This window comes from Mycolicibacterium smegmatis (assembly GCF_001457595.1).
GTDB lineage: Bacteria > Actinomycetota > Actinomycetes > Mycobacteriales > Mycobacteriaceae > Mycobacterium > Mycobacterium smegmatis.
Window position 1 is genome coordinate 1,384,330 of record NZ_LN831039.1, and the last position, 22,959, is coordinate 1,407,288.

Sequence of the window (22,959 nt, forward strand, 5' to 3'; positions counted from 1 at the left end):
CATGTTTTCATTGCTGTCAATTAAGTCGGACTTCCTTCCCACCAGCTCGCGCTGCGTCAGGCGGGTAGCGGCCGTCCGTACGAGGTCACACGAGGGGGAGCTCTAGTGATTAACACTGGCGATCATCATGCTCTGGTCGGGCAGGCACTGACCGTGCTGGCTCGGGGTCTGTCCCCATTTGTCAATCACGTTCTCGCCAAGGCGGTACCGCCGGGAACGGAGTGGCCGGAGCTGCTCCGTCGCAAAGACGCCGCCAACGGCCGCGGCGGTGGCGAATACCGCAGCACCGACCTGGCCATGATGCTGCGCGCCATGACCGAACGCGTCGGCGACGTCGGTTGGCCGTTCAACCGCAGCATGCCGCGGCAGGCCGAGATCTATGCCAAGGAACTGCGCGAAGTCCGCAACAAGTGGGCACACACCGGCGAATTCACGGCGCCCGAGGCCTACCGGGCCATCGACTCCGCCGAGCTGCTGCTACGCGCCATCGACGCCCCCGAACCGGCTGCGGCCCTGGCCCAGCTCAAGGCCGCGGTCTCACCGCTCGCCACCGGCACGCCGACCAACTCCGAGACGCCGGTAACCACGACCACGGCCACCAAAACCGCGCCGCACGTGCTCACGCCACCGCGGCCGCCGCACCCCGACGCACCACGCATCGACATCGCCGCGATACCGGACCTCAGCTACGCGATGGCGCACTGCCGTATCCCGGTGATCGACCACATCACCATCGACAACACCTTCGGTGACCTGCTCGGCGCCACCATCGAGATCGACGTCGTCAGTGCCGAAGGCTCGCACGGTGGTCCTCGTGAAGTCCACGCCGACCTTTCGCCCGGCCGACCGACCACACTGCGCGACGTCGACCTCAAACTCGACCCGGCCTCCATGCTCACCGTCGACGAGCAGCGCCCCGCCGACATCCGCGTCGTCGTCCGCGACCCCGCCGGCACCGCACTGGCCGAGGCCGCGCACCCGGTCAATGTCCTGGCCGCCAACCAGTGGAAAGCGTCGCCGACACAGCTCGCGCTGGAGATGCTCGCCGCCTATGTACAGCCGAACAGCACAGCCGTGGCGGCGCTCATGCCCAAGGTGTCCGATCGTCTGCTCGCGACCACCGGGAACTCGGCGATCGACGGCTACCAGAGCGAGAATCCCGACCGTGTCGACGCCATCGCCCGCGCGGTGTTCGAGGCGATGCGCGCCTGCGACATCCGTTACGCCGAGCCACCGGCCAGCTGGGGCGACGACGGCCAAAAGGTGCGCACGCCAGCCGAAGTCCTCGAAGGCCGGCTCGGCACCTGCCTGGACACCACCCTGACCATGGCCGCCGTGCTGGAGCAGGCCGGCATCAACACCACCATCTGGGTGCTGCGCGGGCACGCCTTCCTCGGCTACTGGCGCACCGACTCCGCCCTGAGCACGGTGTCGACGACCGAAGCGGTCGAGGTGGCCAACCAGGTTGACCTCGGCGCCATCGGCCTGATCGAGACCACGATGGTCACCCAATCGGCCGACGGCGCGACCTTCGACGACGCCCGCGCCGTCCCCCGGATCAAGTACCTGTCCGACGGGCTCGGCGACGTCATCGGCATCACCGACATCCGTCAGGCCCGGCAGGCGCGGATCCACCCGCTGCCAAGCCGCGCAGTCGACGACCAGGGCAATGTCGTTGTCACCGAGTACAAACCGGCCAACGGCCCGGTGATCATGCCCTACGTCGCGACCGGGACCAAGGCAGCCGCCCCACAGGGAGCTGTTCCGGCCCGGGTCACCCAGTGGAAGAACGCCCTGCTCGACCTCAGCCTGCGCAACCGGTTGATCAACTTCACCGACCGGGCCGGCTTCCGGATCGAAATCCCCGGTCCCGCTCTCGCCCGGTTCGAGGACGCCATCAACGCCGGCGACAAGATCACGCTGATGGCGTCGGATGCGGTGAAAAGCGTGGACCAGGCCCGCGGCATTCGATTCGGCCGCGACCTCCCGGAGCAGGAACGCGAGCTGCTGCTCGCCGACAAGCACAGCGCCTACATCGACATCACCGACGCGTCCTACCAACGCGGCCTGCGCAACCTCGCCTACAAGGCACGGACGATCCGGGAAGAGACCGGGGCCAACAACCTCTACCTCGCGTTCGGGATGCTGAGCTGGCACCTCAACGACCGGGAACTGCGCTCCCCGCTCATCCTGGTGCCGGTGTCGCTGAGCACCTCCAACCGCGGCCAAAGCTACGTGCTGACCATCGATGACGCCGGCGCGTCGACGCCCAACTACTGCCTGGTCGAAAAGCTCCGCACCGCACTGGGACTGGAGATTCCCGGCCTGGCCAACCCCGATGAGGACGCGTCGGGCATCGACCTGGCCGGCACCTTCAACTCCGTGCGTCACGCCATCGCCGATGCCGGTCTGGCCTTCCGCGTCGAAGACACGGTGCACCTGTCGATCCTGCAGTTCGCCAAGTTCCCGCTGTGGAAAGACCTCGACGAGTCCTGGGAAGCGCTGTCGCGCAACCCTTTGGTGAAGCACCTGATCGAGACGCCGACCAGCCAGTTCGTCGACCCGGTGGCGCCGCCGGAAGATGTCGACCTCGACGAGCTCGGTGCGTCGGTCCCGGTTCCCGCGGACTCCTCGCAGCTGCGGGCCGTGGCGGAAGCCGTGGGTGGACGCACGTTCGTCCTGGAGGGGCCTCCCGGCACCGGCAAGTCGCAGACGATCACCAATCTCCTGGCGCACGCCATGGCCGCCGGGCGGCGGGTGCTGTTCGTCGCGGAGAAACGCGCTGCTCTCGACGTGGTGAAAAAGCGCCTGGAAAGTGTTGGCCTGGGCGAACTGTCGCTCGATCTGCACGACAAGTCGGCACGGCCGGCCGCGGTGCGCGCGCAGATCAAGGAAGCGTTGGAGCTGCGGGTCACCCACGACGCCGACCTGTTGCGCACCAAACTGCAATCCGCGGAATCCAGCCGCCGCTCTCTCGCGCGGTATGCCGAGCGTCTGCACGAGATGAACGCCGTCGGTCACTCGCTGTACACCGCGCGCTCGCGTGAGCTCGCCGCCGATCCCGACGTCGAGCCGTTCGAGGTGCCGAAATCCCTGGTGGCCAGCGCGGACCCGTCGATCTTGGACGCGGTCGACGAAGTGATGCGGGGGTTGCCGGAGAAGGTTGACCTGGCCCGGCCTCGCCGGGAGCACGCATGGGGTTTCATCGACTCCGTACCCGCCTCAGGTCTCGACGCGGCGGAGGTCTACACCGCGGCCGTGGAGTTCGACGCCGCTCTGGAGGACGTGCTGGAGGGCGGTCTGGCCCTCGACCAGCTCGCCAAAGCGCACAGCCCGAACGCGGTGGTCGCCTGGGCTCGGCTGGCAGCTGAACCCCGGTTCCCGCTCGACGCCGTCGACAGCCTGCATGAGGCCGAGGGCCAGAACCAGCTCAACGGGATCGACCAGCTGTCAGCCAAGCTCGGTGCCACACAACCGGACTGGTTGGCGACCGCCACGCCGGCGGCGATGGACCTCGACATCCCGGCGATCCACAAGTCGGCGGTCGAGGCGGACGAGTCGGGCTTCTTCGGCCGCAAGAAGCGTCGGCGCGCCGTGCGGGAGCAACTCGCCGATGTGTTGGCGGTCGACCCGTCGACGGTGAAGCTCAAGACACTGTCCACGCTGACCGCCGACATCGAGACGACGTACCGCGACGTGTCAGACCTTCGGGGCCGCGTCGCCAAACTGCCGACGCGACTGATCGACCCGTCCTGGAACCCGCTCGTCAGCGACGACGCCACCCGGCTGGCCGACGCGCTGGCCGCGGTGCGGCGCGTCGGAAAGGTCCTCTCGGAACATCCGGACGAGCCACGGATCAGCGCGATGCGCGCGTTCTACCGTGACACCGGCCAGGGTGCGTTGGCGCAGCCGTTGCAGCGGTTGGCGTCCGCGTGGCAGCGACTGACCGCGGTGACGGGTACTTCCGAGGATGGCCAGCGGATGTGGGCCGGGGAGGGTTCGTTCCTTGAGCAGTGGTGGGCGACACGGGGCGACAGGAAACTTCAGACACCCGCCTCGGCGGAACGCTGGGTCGACCTGCTCACCCATGTTGAGCCGCTGCGCAAGGCCGGTATGGACCATGTCCGCGTCGACATCCTCAAGGGCATGGTGGTGCCCGAGGATGCCCCGTTGGCGTTCGACCACGGCGCGGCACGGGCCTCGGTCACCGAGCGTCTGGAGGCCAGCGCCCTCGGCGACTTCCACGTCACCGCCCACAACAAGACGATCCAGCGGTTCACCTCCAGCGCGAGCGCGATCCGCGAGGAGCTCCGCCGGGCCATCCCCGCAGAGTTGTTGGGCAGCCGCACGTTCGACGCCGCCGCTGACACCGGGCAGGTAGGTGGCTTGCGCCGTCAACTCGACCGCAAGCGTGGCGGCATGAGCGTGCGGGCACTGATGGACAACTTCGGTGAGCTGATCACCCAGATCCTGCCCTGCACGCTGATGAGCCCGGACTCGGTCGCACGGTTCTTTCCCGCACGCCCGGACATCTTCGACATCGTCGTGTTCGACGAGGCCTCGCAGATCCGGGTTGCCGACGCGATCGGCGCCATGGGACGCGCGAAATCGGTTGTCGTCGTGGGTGACAGCAAGCAGATGCCGCCGACGAGCTTCGCCGAGGCGAGCGCCACGGTCGACGACGACGAGGACTACAACCCCGATGTGGTCGCCGACGAAGAGTCGATCCTCACTGAGTGCGTGCACGCGCAGGTCCCGCAGCAGTGGCTGTCGTGGCACTACCGCAGCCAGGACGAAGCCCTCATTGCGTTCAGCAACGTGCATTACTACGGCGGCCAGCTGGCGTCGTTCCCGGCGCCCCACGCCGGCACCGCTGGGCACGGCATCTCGCTGGTGCGGGTCGACGGGCACTTCGAGCGGTCAGGTAAAGGAAAGACCCTGCGCACCAACCGTGTCGAGGCCGAACGCATCGTCGAGGACATCCGCCGCCGCTTCGCGGAATCACCCGACAGGGCGCCGTCGCTCGGTGTGATCACCTTCAACGCACAGCAGCGTGACCTGATCGAGAACATGCTGCGTGATACCCGCGACGAGCGGCTGTTGGCAGCACTCGACGAACCCGATGGGCTTTTCGTCAAGAACCTGGAGAACGTGCAGGGGGACGAACGCGACACCATCCTGTTCTCGGTGGCGTTCAGCAAGAAGGAAAACGGCGTTCTGCCGTTGAACTTCGGTCCGCTGTCACGACCAGGTGGGGAGCGGCGGCTCAACGTGGCCGTCACCCGCGCGCGCCGGGAAGTGGTGCTCTATGCCAGCTTCGACCCCGCCGACCTGCGGGCAGAAGAAACCACACAGGTCGGGACCAAGCACTTGAAGGCATACCTGGAGCTCGCGGCGCGCGGTGTGGACACCATCATCGACGGCGGCAAGCGCCAGCCGGTGATCGACCGGCACCGTGACGACATCGCCGAAGCCCTGCGTAACGAAGGCTTCGTCGTCCGCACCGACGTCGGGTTGTCAGAGTTCCGCGTCGACTTGGTGATCGCCGATCCTGATGAGCCGGATCGCGCGCTTGTCGCGGTCTTGCTGGACGGCGCCGAGTGGTACCGCCGCAAGACTGTCGCCGACCGTGACGGACTGCCCATCGACGTCCTGTCGAATCTCATGCACTGGCCGTCTGTCGAACGCGTATGGATGCCGGAATGGCTGAACTACCGTGAGGCAACGCTCGAACGGCTTCGCCAAGCGGTCGACGACGCCAAGCAACGGTTGGCGCAGCCGGTGGAGAAACCGTCCGAGCCGGTCGAGACTCCCACCCTCGTGATTCCTCCGCCGGTTACTGGACCGGAGCACGAGCCCGCGACGATCGGGTCGCTGAAGTCGGCACCCACCGTGACGGCGCCGAAGCCCAAGCAGCACCCCAACATCCGGGCCTTCGAGGAGTGGTCGCCACGCATCGCCGGTGACAAGTCGGTGCTCGATGCGCTTCCGAGTCCGTGGGCCAGAAGCCAAGTGCTGACGGTGGCGCGCGAGATCATCGAGGTCGAGGCGCCGATTCACCGTGACCGGCTGGCGAAGCTTGTCGCAGGAGCGTTCGGGCTGGGCCGGGTCAACGATGATCGTCGCCGTTCAATTCAACGTGTGGTGCCGACCGAATACCGGCGCGACCGTGACGACTTCTATTGGGGCGCTGGCGTAAACCCCGACGAATGGTCACTCGTGCGGCAGCCTGAAGACGGGGGAAGCCGGCCTCTCGATGAGGTCAGCCTCATCGAGATTGGCAACGCCATGTTGATCGTCGCTGAGCAGACCGGCGGTATCGAGCGCGAAGAGCTCAAGCGCGAGGCACTTGCGCTCTTCGGTGGTCGCCGCATCACCCAGGCGATCGGCGCTCGGCTGGACGACGCGCTGAAGCGTGCTGTCGACAGGCGAGTGTTGAAGTATTCGCCGGCGGGGTTGGTGGTGGTCGCCTAGAAGGTTGCGCGTGCCGGCTGTTCGCACCTCGTCGCTCCGTTGAAGGGGATATTGTTCGGTGGTCGATGATGGTGCCGTCGATGACCGCTGCATGCGGTTCAACGCTAACGCATTCCGTGTACCACCGCCACGACGGAAGCGGACAAATGTTGGCGTAGCCAGGATTTGACGGGTTCACGTGCGCCAGTAGTTCGGAGACGCCACAACTCAAAGACGCCAAGCTTTATGGCCGCCCGGAGAGATCGCCGGGACCTGTACCACCCCGGCGGAGACCAAGGGAGACACTCCTGACGATCAAGATCTGGCAGAAGGCGTTGATTCCTTTGCTTGAGTGATTTTGGTCGGTCTCTCGAAGGACGCTTCTATGTTTGTCAATGGGCGACTGAGGTGTTGAGCACCCGGAAGAGTTCGCGGGCGGTGTAGCGCTTGAGTGCGCGGCGGATCTCGGCGTCGGATCTGCCTTTCGCCCGGCTGGCAGCAATGCAGGCGTGGGTGCGGGGGACATCCGCCACCGCGTCAACACGATATCGTGCAGCGCCCGATTGAGATGGCGGTCGCCGCCGCGATTGAGTCGGTGCCGGTGGGTGCGACCGCTGCTGGCGGGTACCGGGCTGACTCCGGCAAGGGCCGCGAAGGCGGCTTCGTGACGGCGACCGTGATGCGACCAGGACACGAGCAACTGGCCGCCGCTGACCGGGCCGACGCCGAGTCGGTCCTGCAAGCCAGGGGCGAATGCCTCGACCAGTTCGGCCAGCTGGCGCTTGTTATCGGCGAGGCGCGGGCGCCGTCGCGGATCGCCAATGCCAACCGGCGTGCTTTGGCGCAACGTACGCGGGCTTCGGTCGAGGCGCCGCGGTCCCCGCGCCGGCGCGCGATGACTCCGAGGTTGTGTCCGACATCGAGCAACGGGCGAGCGCGCGATCGTCATCGTCGCCGGTGAACAGCAGCGCCCGAAGCCTGTTGATCTGCGCGGTGCGCGAGATGGTCATGTCGCTGCGCGCGCTAAGAAGTATGCGGATAGCTTCACGATCACCGCCGCGGGCAATGGCTTTCGTTCGTCATCCATGCGCAACACCTCAAGCGCAGCAAGCCGGGCGTCGACGGGATCGGACTTGCCGCGACGGCGGTGACGCCGACGCGGGCACTCGACCTCGACCACGACCAGACCGGCGTTGTTGAGTGCGCGCGCCAGACCAATTCCGTAACTACGAGTTCCCTCCAGCCCGACGATAACGCCAGGCCCGGGCGCATGCTCGGCGATCCACTCCAACGCGCCAATGAATCCCGACGCGTTGTTCTCGATAGTCAGTGTCGCGATCGTTGTGCCGTTGGGTGCGGTCATCTCCAATGCGTGAGTGTCTCGGTGGGCGTCGCCACCGATGACAGCGCCCACCGTTTCTGCCACCATTGCCACGGGCCTTGCGCTCCTGTCCAGTGCACGGATCAGGGCGGCACCGGCCCGGGAGGATCCGCTCGGCGGCATATCTGTGATGGGTCACGCGCCACGACAGCAGCACGGACAGGCTTCTGATCAGGCCAGAGGTGGGGCGGGCCGGTGCCGATGCCAGCGACGACGGGTCCTTCGCACGGCACACCAACCCGGCGGCCAAATCACGCGTGAGTCAGTCCCTGGCATCGACACCGATCCTGACAGCGACTCAAACCGGAATTTGTCAAGGTGTTTGAGTCCAGTGGGTGTTAAGCGGCTTCCGTTTCGGTCTCCTGTTCGGCCGGTTTGGGTGGGTTGATCGCCGCGGATTCAGGTAGGTCGATGACCTTGGGTGCGGTGTCGCGGCCGAATCGGCGTGGGTGGCGCGCCCTGGCGTCGGCGAGCACGGCTCGGCGCTGGGTGTCTTTCCCGCCGGCGAGGCCGTAGAACACATCGGCGGGTGTGTGCAGCCCGATGCCGCTGTGGCGGTGTTCATGGTTGTACCACTGCACGAATCGGTCCATGAAATCCCTCGCGTGATGGATGGATTCGAAGCGTTCCGGGAACGCCGGCGCATACTTCAAGGTCTTGAACCAGGACTCGCTGTAGGGGTTGTCGTTGGATACCTTGGGCCGCGAATGCGAGCGGATGACTCCCAGATCCGAGAGCAGTCCGGCGACGGTGTTGCTGGTCATCGAGGTGCCCCGATCAGCGTGCACGACGTGTGGGATGCCGTAGGTGCCGAAGATCTGTTCCATCATCTCCTTGGCCAGCTGGCCGCATTCGCGGGCGTGCACATGGACCCCGACGATGTAACGCGAGTAAATGTCGATCATCACGTAGGCGTCGTAGTAGACCCCTTTGACCGGGCCGGCCAGTTTGGTGATGTCCCACGAATACACCTGCCGCGGCGCGGTGGCCACCAGTTCCGGGCAGACCGCTTTGCGGTGCCGGGCCAGCCGACGGCGCTCCTTGACCAGCTTGTTGGCATTGAGGACGCGGTACATCGTCGACACCGAACACAGGTAGCTGCCTTCATCGAGCAACGTGGCCCACACCTGCATCGGCGCGGCATCGACGAACCGGGCACTGTTGAGCACCTCAACCACCCGGGCGCATTCGGACTCGGTGAGCTTGTTGACCGGGACCGGTCGTGGTGCCCGATCGGCAGGCGCCGGCGCGGGTTTGGCGCGTCGAGTGGCCGTCGAGCGGTGCATGCCGGTCACCTCCGCGGCCTTGCGGGTCGGAATCTGGATATCCCGCAGATCGTTGTAGGCATCCATCAGCGCTTGGTCGGCGGCGTGTCGGTGTCCGCGCTCTCGGAGAGAGACTCCAAGAGCGCGTGTGCTTTTCCCATGATCCCCAGGGCAGCCTCGGTGGTCGCCAGCCGATTATTGGCCTGGGCGAGTTCCTTTTTCAGGCGGGCGATCTCGGCCTGCTCGCGGGTGAGTTTACCGACCTTCTCCCCAGGTGCCTTGCCTTCCAACACCCCAGCATCGCGTTGTTTGCGCCACTCGGCGATCTGCGAGGAATACAACCCCTCACCGCGCAGGTACGCCCCACCATCGTTGGTCGTACAGGCCTGCTCATAGGCATCCAGGTGGGCCAGCTTCTGCGCCGGAGAAATCGAGCGCCGCCGGCGCGGGCCATCAGATCGCGGTGAAGGTGCCACCGCTCCAGTCTCGCGCACAGCAGCCATCGTCGTCGTCATGGTTCAGGTGATTCCGTTCTCGCCCCGAGATCAAGCCAAGTTGCCAAGTTGCTAAGTACCAGTGGACTCAACTCACCCTGACACCCAGGGAACAGCCGAATCGCTACAACACACACTCACAAATCACGCGATGACCTTCATTCATTCGGCTACGACACGCCGGTACTGCTAATGAGGTCCGACTCGTACACCACTCTGCTGGACGCAACCCGTCAACGTGCAGGAAAGGAGTCGCATGAGGCGTGTCTTCGCTTTCCGCCGCTGCGACGATCGCCTCCATCTCGCGGCCGCCTTCGAGAACCGTGAAAGGGCAACCGGCGCATGGTCCGCGGTCATGAAGTCCCGCAGGCGTCTGGCCACAGCCATTGATTGCGAGACCTGACCGCCCCTGGCGAATAACGGCAGTCACAACACGTCCTCTGTACATTTCCTGGCCTGCACAGTTCGTGTATTCGTGGCGGGTGGCAAGAAATCGAACGGATGTCGGCAGTGGGCGTTATTCTCTCGGAAGGTTGCTGGAGTTGAATGATGGGAATCGGCCGCGCGCAAGAGGACGTATCAAGTGATCAATGAAAGCGTTGTTGTACCGGGTAGGGGAGACGGAACGCATCAATGATGGGCCTTGATCCCGTGTCGGACAGGCGAACCGAGCCGACATTTGGGTACCACCCAGACGCCGACCGGGTGGATGTTCCACTTGACCTAGCTGAGTTTAGTCGAGCGGTCGTGCTGGACCGTCCCGTGGCAAACCTCAGAGACCGGGTCGCGGACTGCCGGATCCTCTGGCAGGCAGAAGCGGGCTTGCCCGAGGGCGTGTATTGGTTCGAGGGCATCGAGTCCCCGATGCTGATGCAGGTGGCTGCCGGTGCACCGCCCGGTGACTCAGCGGTTGTTCCAGTTGCGTCGCTGCCTGACGACCATCCACTGATGAACGCTTGGGGGTGGGCAGAGGAACTGTGGGAGCGGGCCGTGCCCGTGCCTGCGCCCAAGTTCGCTATCAACGAGGTCGCAGTGACCCATCCGGGTGACAGGGATGTGACGATCAGGGACCGCCGGTTCTTCAGCGACGAGTGGTCGTACTCGGTCACCATGGACGGGCGGCGCATCGATGTGATCGAGTCGAAGTTGCGAGCTCGCCCTCAGCTCGATGATCCTCGCGCATGGGTGTTGAAGGAGCCTACGCCTGCTGGTCGGTTTGGTGCCACACTTACCCGCGCAAAGCTGCTGGGTAAGTTCGCGAATACCCTCTTCTCGTTCCGTGCTACGCGCACCACGTTTCGTCCCTACCAGTTCAAACCGGTGTTAAAGCTACTACAGACTGGCAAGGCGCGATTGCTCATCGCCGACGAGGTCGGTCTGGGCAAGACGATCGAAGCGGGTTTGATATGGACTGAGTTGGAAGCGCGGCAGGAAGCGGATCGTGTTCTGGTCGTCTGCCCGTCGAGCTTGTTGGCCAAGTGGAAAGAGGAGATGGCGGACAGGTTCGGCTTCGAGCTGACGGAACTCGATGCCAGTGGCTTGGCGCAGTTTTACGACAGGCATCTGCAGAACCGTCTCCCACGACGGCAGGCGTACATCTGCAGTATGGAACGCCTACGTACGTGGGGCGGACTGGATGATTTCAGAGATGTCCCCCCTGAGTTCGACCTTGTCATAGTTGACGAAGCGCATTCGATGCGAAATTCAGACACCAAGAGCTATGCCTTGGGCACACAACTAGACGAGTGGGCGGACAACCTGGTATTCCTGACTGCAACGCCCATCAACCTGCACCAAACGGATCTTCTCAATCTGTTGGAGCTGTTGGCTCCTGGAGACTATGGGGACATCCGCGATCTCGAAATGCGTCTGGAACCCAACCGCATCACCAACCGCGTTGTGGCTCGACTCAGCGAGAAGGGGGTCACCGGCCACGAACTTCTTGGCGAATTGGAACAGTTGTCCGCGACACCATATGGCCGAGCACTGACACAAAGGCCGGATTTCAATCTCTTGCGTGATGTCCTGGGGAAGACTGAACTTACGCCGCGCGACATTGTCGACGCCAAACGTACCTTATCGGAACTGAACACACTGTCCACTGTTATCACACGCACAAAGAAGGTCGAAGTCGACGACCGAAAGGCGAAGCGCAAGGAGGACCGCAGGAATATTCAGTGGACTGATGCAGAAGAAAGGTTCTACGCCGAATACCTCGAGTGGTGTCGTACGCGAGCGGCGGAACTGGGGCGGCCGCTGTACTTCGCGATGCAGATGCCATTGCGGCTCGCGAGTGCCTGTCTGCCGATGGCGCGAAAGGCCGTCCTGGAACCTGACGCATTCGGTCAGATTTCCGACTCGGACTCGGGCGAGGTTTCCAGTCGGCTCGAGCCACACGAGGCACTTGTCGATGCGGCTCTCGCGCTCCCCGAAGGTGTCGACACCAAGTTCGACGTGCTTCGTGAGGTGCTATCCAGTCTACACTCGGGCAACCGTCAAGCGTTGATCTTCACGTTCTCGGTCCCCACCCTGGCCTACTTGAGTGATCGACTCAGCGAGGATTATCGAGTTGCGGTAATGCACGGTGGAGTAAAGCGCGAGTCCCGTATCAAGATCATGGCCGACTTCCGTTCGGGTCAGTACGACTTTGTGCTGGCAAACCGCGTTGCCAGTGAGGGTCTTGACTTCGAATTCTGTTCCGCAGTAGTCAACTATGACCTTCCCTGGAACCCTATGGAAATTGAGCAGCGCATAGGCCGGATCGATCGGATTGGGCAGCAAGACGAGGCAATCGTTGTCGTCAACTTTGTCAACGAGAGCACGATTGATGAGCGGATCCTCAGTCGTCTCCTCGACCGCATCGAGATCTTCGAATCCTCCATCGGCGCGCTCGAACCCATCGTCACGGTGCACGCACGGGAGATTCTTCAGGCCGGGTTCGACTTCACGCTCACGCGCTGCGAGCGTGAACAGAAGGTCCACGAGATGTTGACGGCTCTTGAAGAGCAGCGCGCCGGCCTGGAGGACGTCGCCGACGCTGCCAGCGCACTTCTGGTGAGCAACGATGTCGAAGTGGCCGGGCTGGAAGACGATTTGGTACGCACAGGCCAGTACATCGGGCAGCAAGAATTGGCGTCACTACTTGACGACTGGGCACGAATCGACGGTGCGCCTGGGATCAAACGGATCGGTGACGGGAACACCGTCGAACTGCTTGGAAATCCGGCGATGGCTTCTCGCGTCAACGACCTGGTGAAGAAGCACCAGCGGACCCGCTCGGAGACGAGACTCATTTCCGCCAGCCTGCGCAACGAGTTACCCATACCGCTCGTTCTTGACCAGGAGACCGCTCGAACGGGTGGCGGAACCCTGCTCACCGCGACAAATCCTCTTGTCATGGCTGCCGCGTCAGTGCCGGGGCATCGTCAAGCTCGATTCGCTTCTCTGAGGATTGTCACCGGAGAGGATGATGTCGTACCCGGTATCTACATTGTGGTACTGGCGACGGCGATTTCAGCCGCGCGGGGTGGAGATGAGATTTGGGGGAGCGCCGTAGACCAACAGGGGCGGAATGCGGGCGAGTGGCCGGTGAACGTACTACTTGCAGCATTGGCGGAGGGCAACCTCGCCGATGCACCGATGCCGGATGTCAACAAACTTGACCGCCTCGCCGAACGAGCGCTGAACCAGCTGCACTTTAGGCATGCGCGGGAGCAGAAGCGACGCGACGATGAGTTTGAGTCTCTGCGAGACGCCAAGCTCATTAGTCTGCGGGCGCAGCACCTTCGCAGGAGAGAAGCAATCGAGAATCGGATCGCTACTGCGCAGAGCCGGGGCCGTGGTGAGCGCGCGATCGATCTATTCCGCAGTCAGCTACGGCGGGCGGAGGAGCGCTACGAAGCCCTGGTGGCTGATCTGTCGACCCAGGCGCAACCTGAGATTCGACTAGAGCCCCTGGGCGCCTGCGTCATGAATGTCGGCGTCGCTGGAGAGTCTGCATGAAGGGTGGGGGAGACAAAGCGCTGGAACTCGAGGATGAGCGGACAGCGCAGAAGAAGTACAGGAACATCCTGCGCGAACGTGCCTCAACACCACCTGTCTTCGACGGGCCCGCGAACGCGAATTGGACTCGTAGTGGTGTGCCCAAAGCTCCCAAAGCGGGTGACGGCGAACTCATTGGCCGCGTAGCGCTAGTGCGGTCGGATGACGAAGTGCTGGACGGAGGCGCCGACTTCTACATCGGTGAAACACACGCGAAGATCAACGATGTCAATGTCTTTGGGTGGTCGAACCCAATCGCGTGCACCTTCTTCCGAGGATCGGACCATCACTACCTGTGCGAACAGGTCGCCGTAGTCCGGTCATTTCATGTCCGCGACCGCCATATCGTCGACTTCAGTGACGAGGTGGTGCGCACTGATGCTCCTGCGAAGCCGTTCAGGAAACAGGGACTCTCTGTCCCTGCTCCGCCGCGACCGCCGAAGGTGCCCCGCCCCCGTCCTGCCCACCCCGATGCAAAGCAGTCGGAAACCGTCGAGGACGAAATCCGGCACCCGGCTATCGCAGAATCGTCGACACCGACCCAGCCTGGTCCCAGTGACCAGTCGGCTGAGTTGCCTCCCGTTCGGGCGGAGGAGTTGCTTCGACAGCGCCTCAGTGCGCCGCGGACGAGAAGCCTTGCGCCTGTGCTCAGTACGCTGCAGCCTGACCAGTATGACCTGGTAACCATCCCCGCCATGGACAGCGTGATCATCGAAGGCCAACCTGGTACCGGCAAGACCATCGTGGCATCACACAGGGCCGCGTACCTGGTCAACGACGAGACACCACCTGAGAACACGCTGGATGGAACAGTACTTGTCGTCGGCCCAACGGAGGGCTACTCCCGTCACGTGCGTGACGTGATCGATCGTTTGGCTGGACCCACCGATCGGATCAAGGTGATGTCGTTGCCCGAACTGATAAACCACATAATCGGAGTGGCCCAGCCGGCACGTTCTCTTTACTCTCAGACTTGGCAGGATGTCGACTGGCGGCTGGTGCGGTTCGCGCGCCTGGCGCTTAGGAGATTAAAGGCCGCGAACGAGTGGACACCGACGCCGGAACGCGTCTACGAATACGTTCGGAGAAATGCGGCAGACATCGCCTCGGAGGGCGAGTGGTCTCGCTATCTTCTGCACCTGCCACCGTATAAGGAGGCGATTAAGGATGGGATTCACGGTCCACTCGTGGCCTTCATCCACTGGGAGGTCTCAAAGCCTCGCGATCTGGTCCAGGTCGAGCATGTCATCGTCGATGAAGCCCAGGACGTGACCTCCCTTGAGTGGCTGTTGTTGGACGAGATCAACGAAGCGGATGCCTGGACGATTCTCGGAGACTTGAATCAGCGGCGGTCCGACCATACGCTCACCAGCTGGTCGCAAGTCCTGGAGGTCATCGCGATAGACCCGGATACGCCGATCCATCGGATGAAGCGGGGGTATCGGTCGACCAAGCCTATTCTTGAGTTCGGGAATCGGTTGCTCCCCCGTGATCAGCGTAAGTCCTACGCGTTTCAGCAGATTGGTCCGGAGCCGCGGGTGCTCAGGGTGTCAGGCCGGGATCTGCCAGGGGCGACTGTCGATGAAGTTGAGCGTCTACTCGGTGATTACGAGAAGGGAACGGTGGCTGTGATCTGCACGTCGCCAGACCAGATTACCAAGGTGTTGCGCACCCGAGGGTGGGCTAGGTCGACGGACGATGCCGTTGCGTGGGAACGGACGCCGCGCCGAGTGACGGTCAGCGTGATTGATGAAGCCCGCGGATTGGAGTTCGATGCCGTGGTTGTCGTCGAGCCGTCAGACTTTCAGGGCAACCTCGGGCGCCAAGGGCCGCTGTATACCGCATTGACGCGCGCGAACCGAGAGCTCGTGGTCATTCACTCGAAATCTTTGCCTGAACGGTTGCGGAAGCGCTGATCGGCATCGTCTTTTCCCATGATGACCGTTTGGCCTCAGTCATTAGAGCCAAAGCCGTTGACGCGCAGCTCGTCGACGTCGTTCGACGTGCCGGCTCCGAAGTTACGAGCCGTCTGAACTCGGATCCATCCTTCTGCCAAGGCGCGAATTTCGATCGCGTATCCGGTGCCCGTTGGGCTGATCTGCCAAGGTTCGATTCGCCGGTCGCGGAGGTCGGCTGCGTCGGGGGAACGTTCTTGTCGATGTACTCGATTGCGTCGTCGGGTTTGAAGCCGACTTCTGTCCACTTCTGCGCAACGGCCAGTGGTACGTCTGCGTCGGTGAGCGTCTGGGCGTCGACAGTGAAGAATCCTGGGCGCAGCCATTCGGTCGTGCCGGTTTGAGGTGAATTGGCGGTCATGTGGTCGGTGTGTGCCAAGGGATAACAAGCCGCCGTCGGATCTTGGCAGGCCCCCGTATTGTCCGGCGAATGCCGATGATCCACTGTCGGATTGTGGACCTAACTGCCGCTCAACCGGAACGACTGCCAGGAATTGCCGGTACCAAAGGGAGAAGCGAAGGGTCACAGTGTTGTGCTGTACTGCGTGTCGTGTTCGGCGCAGCGCAGTCCGGAATTCCCCTCATCCTCGAGCTCGTCGGGATACCGCTCCGCCAAAGGTTCGGTGAGGGTAGAAGAAAAAGGATATCTTCCGGGGTGAATGTGGACGAGTAATTGGGTTCAGAGGAGGCGGACTTGACCGAAGCTCAGGTCGGAACGTTCGCGCGAAAAGCAGCGGTGGCCGTCGAAGCGGTCGGTCGGCAGCTCATCGAGGTGGGATTTGGTAGTGATGGTTCACTTCTGACTCCGGGTAAACCCGTGTGGACGACGGCGAACTTGGACGCACTTGCGCGGGATTACGTCGACAAGCCCGACACCGGGGGCGGCGGGTTCTTCGACAAGCTGAGCCACCAACTCGCCGGCGCCTCACCCGCGGTGGTGCAACTGTTCGCGGAGCTGCTGATCCTGAACGTGCTGCCGATCATCAACGTCGGTGGCCCGCTCAAGGTAAAGCAGGTTCGGAGTGTCCTCGAGATGAGCAGCGAGCCGGTGGCCCTGCCGAGTGACGTCGAAGCCGCGCTACTCGGTGGCGGAGTATTCCACGGTGGCCAAGCTTTCACCAGCTATCGGTGGGCGCAGCTCGCCTACCTCATCGAACTTGCGCGCCACCTCAAATCCCTTCCCGAGCAACGGCGGACTGAAGCGCTTGCTGACCCGCTGGTCTTCCGCGGCGAGGTTGGTGCGGTGCCGACCGGCCAGGGAGCGCAGCGGCAGTCCCTGTTGTACCTGGCTTTCCCGCACTTTTTCCTACCCGTTGTGAAAACCGAGCACCGCACGGCGCTGCGTGATGCATTCGCCGACGACTACCTCACCGATCCCTCGGGTGACGTGGACATCGACCTGGCGCGCATCTACGGCGCCATCACCGAGGCCGAGGGTGGGCACGTCGATCTATACGCCGAACCGTGGATTGACCGCTGGCAGAAGCCGTCGTCGCCGGGTCCCGAACCCACGGATAAGGTGCGACACGCGTGGAAAGTGCACGGCACCAACGTCAAAGGCCAGGACATGGTGCCGACCTGGCGGGCCAAGCAGTCGGTGTCCCTAGCGGCCAGCCTGCTGCGGCCCATTGACCCCGACGTAACCCGGGAGGAACTGAAGGCCTTCGTCGACGAGGACTACCGGTCGTCGGGTTATGCGGCTCGCCAGGAGAAGTTCGATGAGTTCTACACGTTCCTCAAGCGGATGCATCCCGACGACCTGGTGGTGACCGTCAGCCAGGGAATGGTGCACTTCGGGACCGTCACCGGGCCGGCCGAGTTCACCCCGAGCAGTGACGGGAGGTCGAACCTGCGTCGCTCGGTCAGATGGTTTGAGAATCCCTGCCCGTGGCCCGACATTCCCAGCGACATCGCTGCCCGTCTCAGTGCGCAGGGCGAGGTCCTCGACCTCAGTCAGCACCTGGAACAACTGCTGGCCCTGGCCGAACACAGACCGCAGCGACCCGGGCCAGCCGAGGCCCACCTGCCCAACGCCACCCAGGAGTTGGCCGACCGAATCCACGTCGGGTTGGACTGGCTGCAGGACTGCGTCGATCTGCTGCGGGAGCGCCGCCAGATCATCTTCTACGGTCCACCCGGAACCGGAAAGACCTACATCGCACAACAACTCGCCTGGCACGTCACCGACAAGCCGAACGTCAAACTCGTCCAGTTCCACCCGGCCTACTCCTACGAGGACTTCTTCGAGGGCTTCCGACCGCAGGGCGAGGCGGGTGGGCAGATCGGGTTCACCCTGAAGGCCGGCCCCCTGCGCTCGCTGGTCGACAAGGCCGCGCAGAATCCCGAAGCGGCCTACGTGCTCATCATCGACGAGATCAACCGCGGCAATCTGCCGAAGATCTTCGGCGAGTTGTACTTCCTGCTGGAGTACCGCGACCAGGCCATCGACCTAATGTACTCCTCCGACAGCGCCGAACCGTTCTCGCTGCCCAAGAACATCTTCGTGATCGGCACCATGAACACCGCCGACCGCTCCATTGCCCTGGTCGACGCCGCCCTGCGTCGGCGCTTCGCCTTCCTCCCGTTACACCCTTCGGAGGTGCCCACCCGCGGCATCCTGCGCCGCTGGCTAATAGCCAACGGATACGACACAAGGCTGGCCAACCTGCACGACGAACTCAACTCCCGGATCAGCGACACCGACTTCAAGATCGGCCCTTCGTACTTCATGCGGAAGAAGATCACGACCGACCCCACCGGCAAGGCCCTAGAACTCATGTGGCGCACCGACATTCTGCCGCTGCTCGAGGAACACCACTTCGGGGACCGCAACATCGACGTCCCCGGCCGATACGGGCTAGCCGTGCTGCGCAAGAGCCTGGCCGCCAAGTCTGCGGTCGCGATCGACGACGAGTTGGCCGTACTTAATTCCGCTGACGACAATGCCGACACCGCTGATCCTCACTGAGGGAGGCCCAGCCCAGACCGTCGCACTCACCGGTGCGGAGTACCGCGCACTCAACGATCTGGGCATCGCCACCGTCACCCCGACGCTCGACGACGGACACTTCGACATCGTCGCCGCACGCAAGGTGGGCGCCGTCACCGTCGGGAACCACCAGATCATCGTGCGCCCGAAGATCACCAACCTGAATCGGGTGCTGTTCATGCTGGGCTACGCCCGAAACCCGCAGATCTGGCGCGACGAACCCATCCGGGTGGAGGCCGCCGACGAACTGCTGCCCGCGGTCGCGGAGGCATTCTCCCGCATCGCCAGCCACGCTGTGGAACAGGGCCTGCTACAGGGATACCGGACCATCACCGACGCACTCCCGGTGCTGCGCGGACGGGTCTTGGCCGGCGAGCAGATGAGCCGGCGCTACGGACTACCGGTGCCCATCGCCGTCCAGTACGACGACTTCACCGTCGACATCGCCGAGAACCAATTGCTGGCGATGGCAACGCTGCGCCTGCTGACCGTGCCACGGATCAGCGACCCAGCACGACGATCACTGCAGCGGCTGCGCCGCACGCTGGGAGAGGTCTCGGTGCCACCGCCGGGAACGCCGACACCGCGGTGGCACCCGAGTCGTCTCAACGTCCGCTACCACGCCGCACTGCGGCTTGCCGAGATCATTCTGGCGGCCGAATCCTTCGAACACCGCATCGGTAACGTGACGGTCACCGGATACATGTTCGACATGTGGAAGATCTTCGAAGATTTCGTCACCACCGCACTGTCGGAGTCGTTGAACCGCCTCGGCTGGCGATGCCAGCCGCAGGCGCCGTTGTATCTGGACGAGCAACGCCGCGTCGGCATGCAGCCCGACCTGCTGTGCCGGTACGACGACTCGAGGGTCGCGGTGGTCGATGCAAAGTACAAAGCGGAGCGGCCCGAGGGGTTCCCGAATGCCGACCTCTACCAGATGTTGGCCTATTGCACCGTGCTCAGCCTGCCTGAAGGTCATCTGATCTACGCCAAAGGGAACGAGAAAGGCAGGGTGCACACTGTGCAGCGGTCTGGTGTCACGATCCATTGTCGGGCACTGGATTTAGGGTTGGATCCGGCTGCGTTGTTGCGGCAGGTCGACCAGCTGGCCGTCCGAATAGCTAAGACAGGTGCGCTCGCAGATAGGAAGGAATAGGAAGTGGCCGAAGGAACAGCGTTCCGGCTCGACACCGTCGATATCGCAGTCGAGTCAGGCTGGCGATTTGAGCACACCAGTCGGATCGACGAATTCAACAAGGACGGCGTGGTCGTCACGGTGCACTACTCGGCGGACGACGACATCACCAGCCTCACCAGATCGGGCAAGCGCAACGAGGACGAGGTTTACGGGCACGACTCAGCAGGAAAGCATGAGCGGCTGTGGATCTGGTTGACGGGACGAGCGACTTGCGCCGCCAAGCCGGTGCCGTCCAACACATTTTCCATCGAGTATGGACAGGAGCCCGGTGGCTGGACGCTTGACGAATTCATTGAGGCGGTCGAACATCCGAGCGACCGTGCCTTCCTGATGCGATTGCTGGAGTTGGTGGCTGCAAATAGCCAGCTTCCCCGGCTGGGGCCGAAGAAACCTCTCGTTTTCGGAAAGAGGCCCGGTGGAGCAATGTTCGTCTATCCGTTTGGGCGTAGGCATCCGCCATTCAAGTTTTTCGTGAAGAACGGCCAACTGTCGATTGCAGGTTGTTGGACCGGATTTCCAGCAGTGAAAGGACATCGAGGTTTCGCAGCGCTGGCATCGATGCTTGACCTCGATGAGTGCGGTCCCGCGACGGCGGTTCCTGTCGCGGGTCTCGATGCGGACGAGATTTGGAAAGTCGGCGAGGCGGTCTCGCAAGCGATCAATACGTGAAAACACGCGAGTTATCACAGGGAAGGCGGACAACGATTTCTGGTCGGCCGCGGCCCCTCGAGGCTAGGTCCCGGGCCGGCTCGCCGAACGGCCATGGCGCGAAAAGAACCCACCACGTTGAGCGCCAGCCGTGGTTTCGGCCATGCATAGATACGATCTTCGTTGGCAACAGACTTGAGTTCTGTTCGGGCATTTACGACGAAATCGCGCACGATCGGGGCGAATACGGAGAAGTCGGAAGAGTCACCGACCTGCCCAACGTTCCCCAACCATATCTGGGGTTCGTTCTTTCTCGGCGGGAGGGCGAGTACGTGTTCGGTTCCCCACGTCTGCGGATTTCGTGGCGTCGCCCTTCGAAAAGACCACGCCACGGCGCCTCGATTGTGAAGTGATGTCCGTAGGAACCAGAGCCGCATCGCACGCGATCTTCGTGAGATCTCCGTTGATGATGAAGACATGCCCGCTCACGGGCGAAAGGTTAAACAACGCGCCCGTGATGTGAAAGAGGTATGGCGAGGATCGGCGGATACCGCAGGACCGCACGGGGATCAAGGCCGTCGTAGAGCACGCCCTTGATACGACCGTCGATCACCTCTGCGAGATGACGATCCAGCGCCTGAACTCGGTGCGGCGGCAGGGGAGCAGAAGGTGGCAGGAGCACCTCACACAGGGCGTCCACCGACTGCCCAGTGGTGGCGTGTCGCTCCATCGCCACGTCGTAGGCGGTGCGTCCCCGAGAGTCCGTCTGCGTGCGCAGCGCCCCGCGGTCAATCAGTTCCTGCGCGACCTCGGCGGAGACACCGTGCCACGCGGCCTGGTGCAGCACCGTGAACCACGTGGTCCCGCCGGGTCGCCACCAGTTGACCTGTGCGTCTTCATCGAGCATCCGGAACACCGTCGACCATTCGCCCATCTTCGCCGCGTCGGCCAGACGGTGACCGGCTGCGACGACGGAGTCGATCAGTTGGGCCGGATTCAACACGCCGTTCCACACGAAGTCTCCACCATCGTCAGCCATGGCGCGGTGTCCCTTCGCTCAGCAGGTTCACATTTCCCAACCGGCGCAACGCGTTGCGGAACACCGGATTCGGATTCGCGTGTGGTAGCGCAGCCAAGACATCTCGCAGTGCGTCCGCAACGTCGATGTTGCGCAGACGCGCACCGTAGAGCGCCGCGACGGTGGGGGTACGGCTGTGCGCCTCGACGCAGTGCAACAACACCGTCCGCCCCTCCGCGCGCAACTGCTCGACCGCGCGCACGGCGTCGGTCAGCACGAAGTCCAAGTGCGGATTCTCGTCCGGGTCCGGGCTGTCGATCAAACGAACCTCGACATGCGGTATGCCCTGGGGGACATCCTCATCGGCGACGCGGCACAGCGACACCACCGCATCAACCCCCGGCGGCAGGTCGCGCAGGACACCGACGCCGCCGAGGAGAACACGCGGATCGTGCGGGTGGGCGGCAAGGGTGTCGATCCGCAAACCCGAGTAGACCGGCTCGCGGCTTGGCCCGCCCTTGCGGACAATGGCATTCGACAGCGCGACCAGATCTCGTGCGGTGAAGCCTGGCCATCCATGCAGCATCCGGCGCCATTCGAGCGGCACTGCGGAGGCGCCGTACGCCGCACCGAGCAGACCCCCGGCGATGGCGGCAACGGTGTCGGTGTCGTGACCGCATCGGACCGCGGCATCGAGTCCGAGGCGCAGATGCTCGGCGCGGGATGTTTCGACGAGTTTCAGCGTCGTGGTGATCGCCGACCACGCCGCCTGCAGCGCCGCGACCACCCAGCCGTTGTTGGCGAAGTCCGACGGACGCGCGGACTCTGCCTGCTCGATCCGATCGGACCAGAGCTTACGGCGATCGGCATCGAGGTGGTGGAGCCCGACCCGAACATCGAGCTCGGTGGTCAGCACCGCATGGCGAATGGCGCACGACCACAGCACCGCAGCATCGCCGGCGTCGGAGTCGAAATGGGTGAGCCCGCTGATCGCTCGAGCAGCGGCCACAAGCGCATCCTCGTTGTCGAGGTAGGCCAGCGCTACCGGCGCCGTCCGCATCAATGAACCGTTGCCCGCAGTGCGGCCGGTCTGCTCATGCAATGCCTCGGACGACGCGCGGGCCCGTGCCGCCGTGATGTCATCGCCGCGGGCGGCGCTGGACAGCACCGATCGGGTCTGGATCCCGACATCCTTGGCGCGTAGGGACCATTCGTACCACCGGGCCACGATTGCGTCCTGGGCCGCTTCGTCGCGCAGATCGGCGCCGGTGGCGGCAACCTCGGCGATCGCGATCGCCATGTCGGTGTCGTCGGTCCATTCGCCGGGCTCCCATTGCCTGCCGCCCACCATTTCCACGGGCAGCTCGGGACCGCGTGCCGGCTGGAACTCGTACGGTGCGCCGAGCGCATCACCGGTTGCCGTGCCCAGCAGGACGCCCTCGATCCGATCATTCATCGATGCCATCGCCACCACCTTCTCTATTTTGCGCAAAATTGCGCTAATTGCTGGCAACTGT

The 22,959-nt window shown here is 63.7% G+C and carries 11 protein-coding genes and 2 pseudogenes; 6 read left to right on the forward strand and 7 right to left on the reverse strand.

The window, feature by feature from the left end; genetic code table 11:
* The first annotated feature begins 105 nt into the window (after positions 1–105).
* The gene (proA, locus tag AT701_RS06435) at positions 106–6,474 is read left to right on the forward strand and encodes an anti-phage protein ProA (RefSeq protein ID WP_157892523.1); all 6,369 of its coding nucleotides are present in this window, start codon (positions 106–108) and stop codon (positions 6,472–6,474) included.
* Between the two features lie 371 nt (positions 6,475–6,845).
* On the opposite strand, the gene AT701_RS35605 is transcribed toward proA, so the two are convergent.
* The 4 genes and pseudogenes from AT701_RS35605 to AT701_RS06450 all read right to left on the reverse strand — a co-directional run bounded on the left by AT701_RS35605 (position 6,846) and on the right by AT701_RS06450 (position 9,602).
* Positions 6,846–6,986, reverse strand: a complete 141-nt coding sequence (locus AT701_RS35605; protein ID WP_223496149.1) for a hypothetical protein — start codon at positions 6,984–6,986, stop codon at positions 6,846–6,848.
* Positions 6,987–7,030: 44 nt separating this feature from the next.
* A pseudogene (locus AT701_RS36065) lies at positions 7,031–7,402 on the reverse strand (transposase); the annotation flags it as partial.
* A 57-nt stretch (positions 7,403–7,459) separates the two neighbouring features.
* Complete coding sequence (locus AT701_RS06445) at positions 7,460–7,882, reverse strand: IS110 family transposase (protein WP_058125467.1); 423 nt, start codon at positions 7,880–7,882, stop codon at positions 7,460–7,462.
* A gap of 290 nt (positions 7,883–8,172) precedes the next feature.
* Positions 8,173–9,602, reverse strand: a pseudogene (locus AT701_RS06450) (IS3 family transposase).
* Positions 9,603–10,340: 738 nt separating this feature from the next.
* Here AT701_RS06450 and AT701_RS06460 point away from each other — a divergent pair.
* Together AT701_RS06460 and AT701_RS34070 are read left to right on the forward strand one after the other, a co-directional pair.
* Positions 10,341–13,595: a DEAD/DEAH box helicase gene (locus AT701_RS06460; protein WP_162267860.1), complete on the forward strand. Its 3,255-nt coding sequence runs from the start codon at positions 10,341–10,343 to the stop codon at positions 13,593–13,595.
* A complete protein-coding gene (locus tag AT701_RS34070; RefSeq protein WP_081319404.1) occupies positions 13,592–15,550 on the forward strand; it encodes an AAA family ATPase in 1,959 nt (652 codons plus the stop codon). Before AT701_RS06460 ends, AT701_RS34070 begins: the two co-directional genes overlap by 4 nt.
* Here AT701_RS34070 and AT701_RS34660 read toward each other — a convergent pair.
* Complete coding sequence (locus AT701_RS34660; protein WP_157892526.1) at positions 15,507–15,950, reverse strand: hypothetical protein; 444 nt, start codon at positions 15,948–15,950, stop codon at positions 15,507–15,509. The genes AT701_RS34070 and AT701_RS34660 overlap by 44 nt on opposite strands.
* A 333-nt stretch (positions 15,951–16,283) precedes the next feature.
* Here AT701_RS34660 and AT701_RS06475 point away from each other — a divergent pair, with 333 nt between their 5' ends.
* Genes AT701_RS06475 through AT701_RS35615 form a run of 3 tightly spaced genes read left to right on the forward strand, consistent with a single transcriptional unit; the run spans position 16,284 to position 20,445 of the window.
* Entirely contained in the window at positions 16,284–18,557 is a 2,274-nt protein-coding gene (locus AT701_RS06475; RefSeq protein ID WP_223495397.1) for an McrB family protein, read from the forward strand.
* Positions 18,532–19,734 (forward strand): McrC family protein, encoded by a 1,203-nt coding sequence (locus AT701_RS06480; protein WP_058125472.1) that lies wholly within the window; start codon positions 18,532–18,534, stop codon positions 19,732–19,734. Before AT701_RS06475 ends, AT701_RS06480 begins: the two co-directional genes overlap by 26 nt.
* 3 nt (positions 19,735–19,737) lie before the next feature.
* Positions 19,738–20,445 carry a hypothetical protein gene (locus AT701_RS35615; protein WP_223495399.1) on the forward strand — a complete coding sequence of 236 codons (708 nt, stop codon included), beginning with the start codon at positions 19,738–19,740 and terminating at the stop codon, positions 20,443–20,445.
* A 478-nt stretch (positions 20,446–20,923) separates the two neighbouring features.
* Here AT701_RS35615 and AT701_RS06490 read toward each other — a convergent pair whose 3' ends face one another.
* Both AT701_RS06490 and AT701_RS06495 read right to left on the reverse strand, forming a co-directional pair.
* Positions 20,924–21,463, reverse strand: a complete 540-nt coding sequence (locus AT701_RS06490) for an ankyrin repeat domain-containing protein (RefSeq protein WP_223495402.1) — start codon at positions 21,461–21,463, stop codon at positions 20,924–20,926.
* Entirely contained in the window at positions 21,456–22,907 is a 1,452-nt protein-coding gene (locus tag AT701_RS06495; RefSeq protein WP_058127558.1) for an ADP-ribosylglycohydrolase family protein, read from the reverse strand. Before AT701_RS06495 ends, AT701_RS06490 begins: the two co-directional genes overlap by 8 nt.
* Positions 22,908–22,959: the final 52 nt, after the last annotated feature.

Excerpts from the sequence above, each read along its gene's own strand:
- AT701_RS06445 (WP_058125467.1), bottom strand. The coding sequence starts at position 7,882 with ATGGTGGCAGAAACGGTGGGCGCTGTCATCGGTGGCGACGCCCACCGA.
- AT701_RS34070 (WP_081319404.1), top strand. The coding sequence starts at position 13,592 with ATGAAGGGTGGGGGAGACAAAGCGCTGGAACTCGAGGATGAGCGGACA.
- AT701_RS34660 (WP_157892526.1), bottom strand. The coding sequence starts at position 15,950 with ATGACCGCCAATTCACCTCAAACCGGCACGACCGAATGGCTGCGCCCA.
- AT701_RS06480 (WP_058125472.1), top strand. The coding sequence starts at position 18,532 with ATGCCGACACCGCTGATCCTCACTGAGGGAGGCCCAGCCCAGACCGTC.
- AT701_RS06490 (WP_223495402.1), bottom strand. The coding sequence starts at position 21,463 with ATGGCTGACGATGGTGGAGACTTCGTGTGGAACGGCGTGTTGAATCCG.
- AT701_RS06495 (WP_058127558.1), bottom strand. The coding sequence starts at position 22,907 with ATGGCATCGATGAATGATCGGATCGAGGGCGTCCTGCTGGGCACGGCA.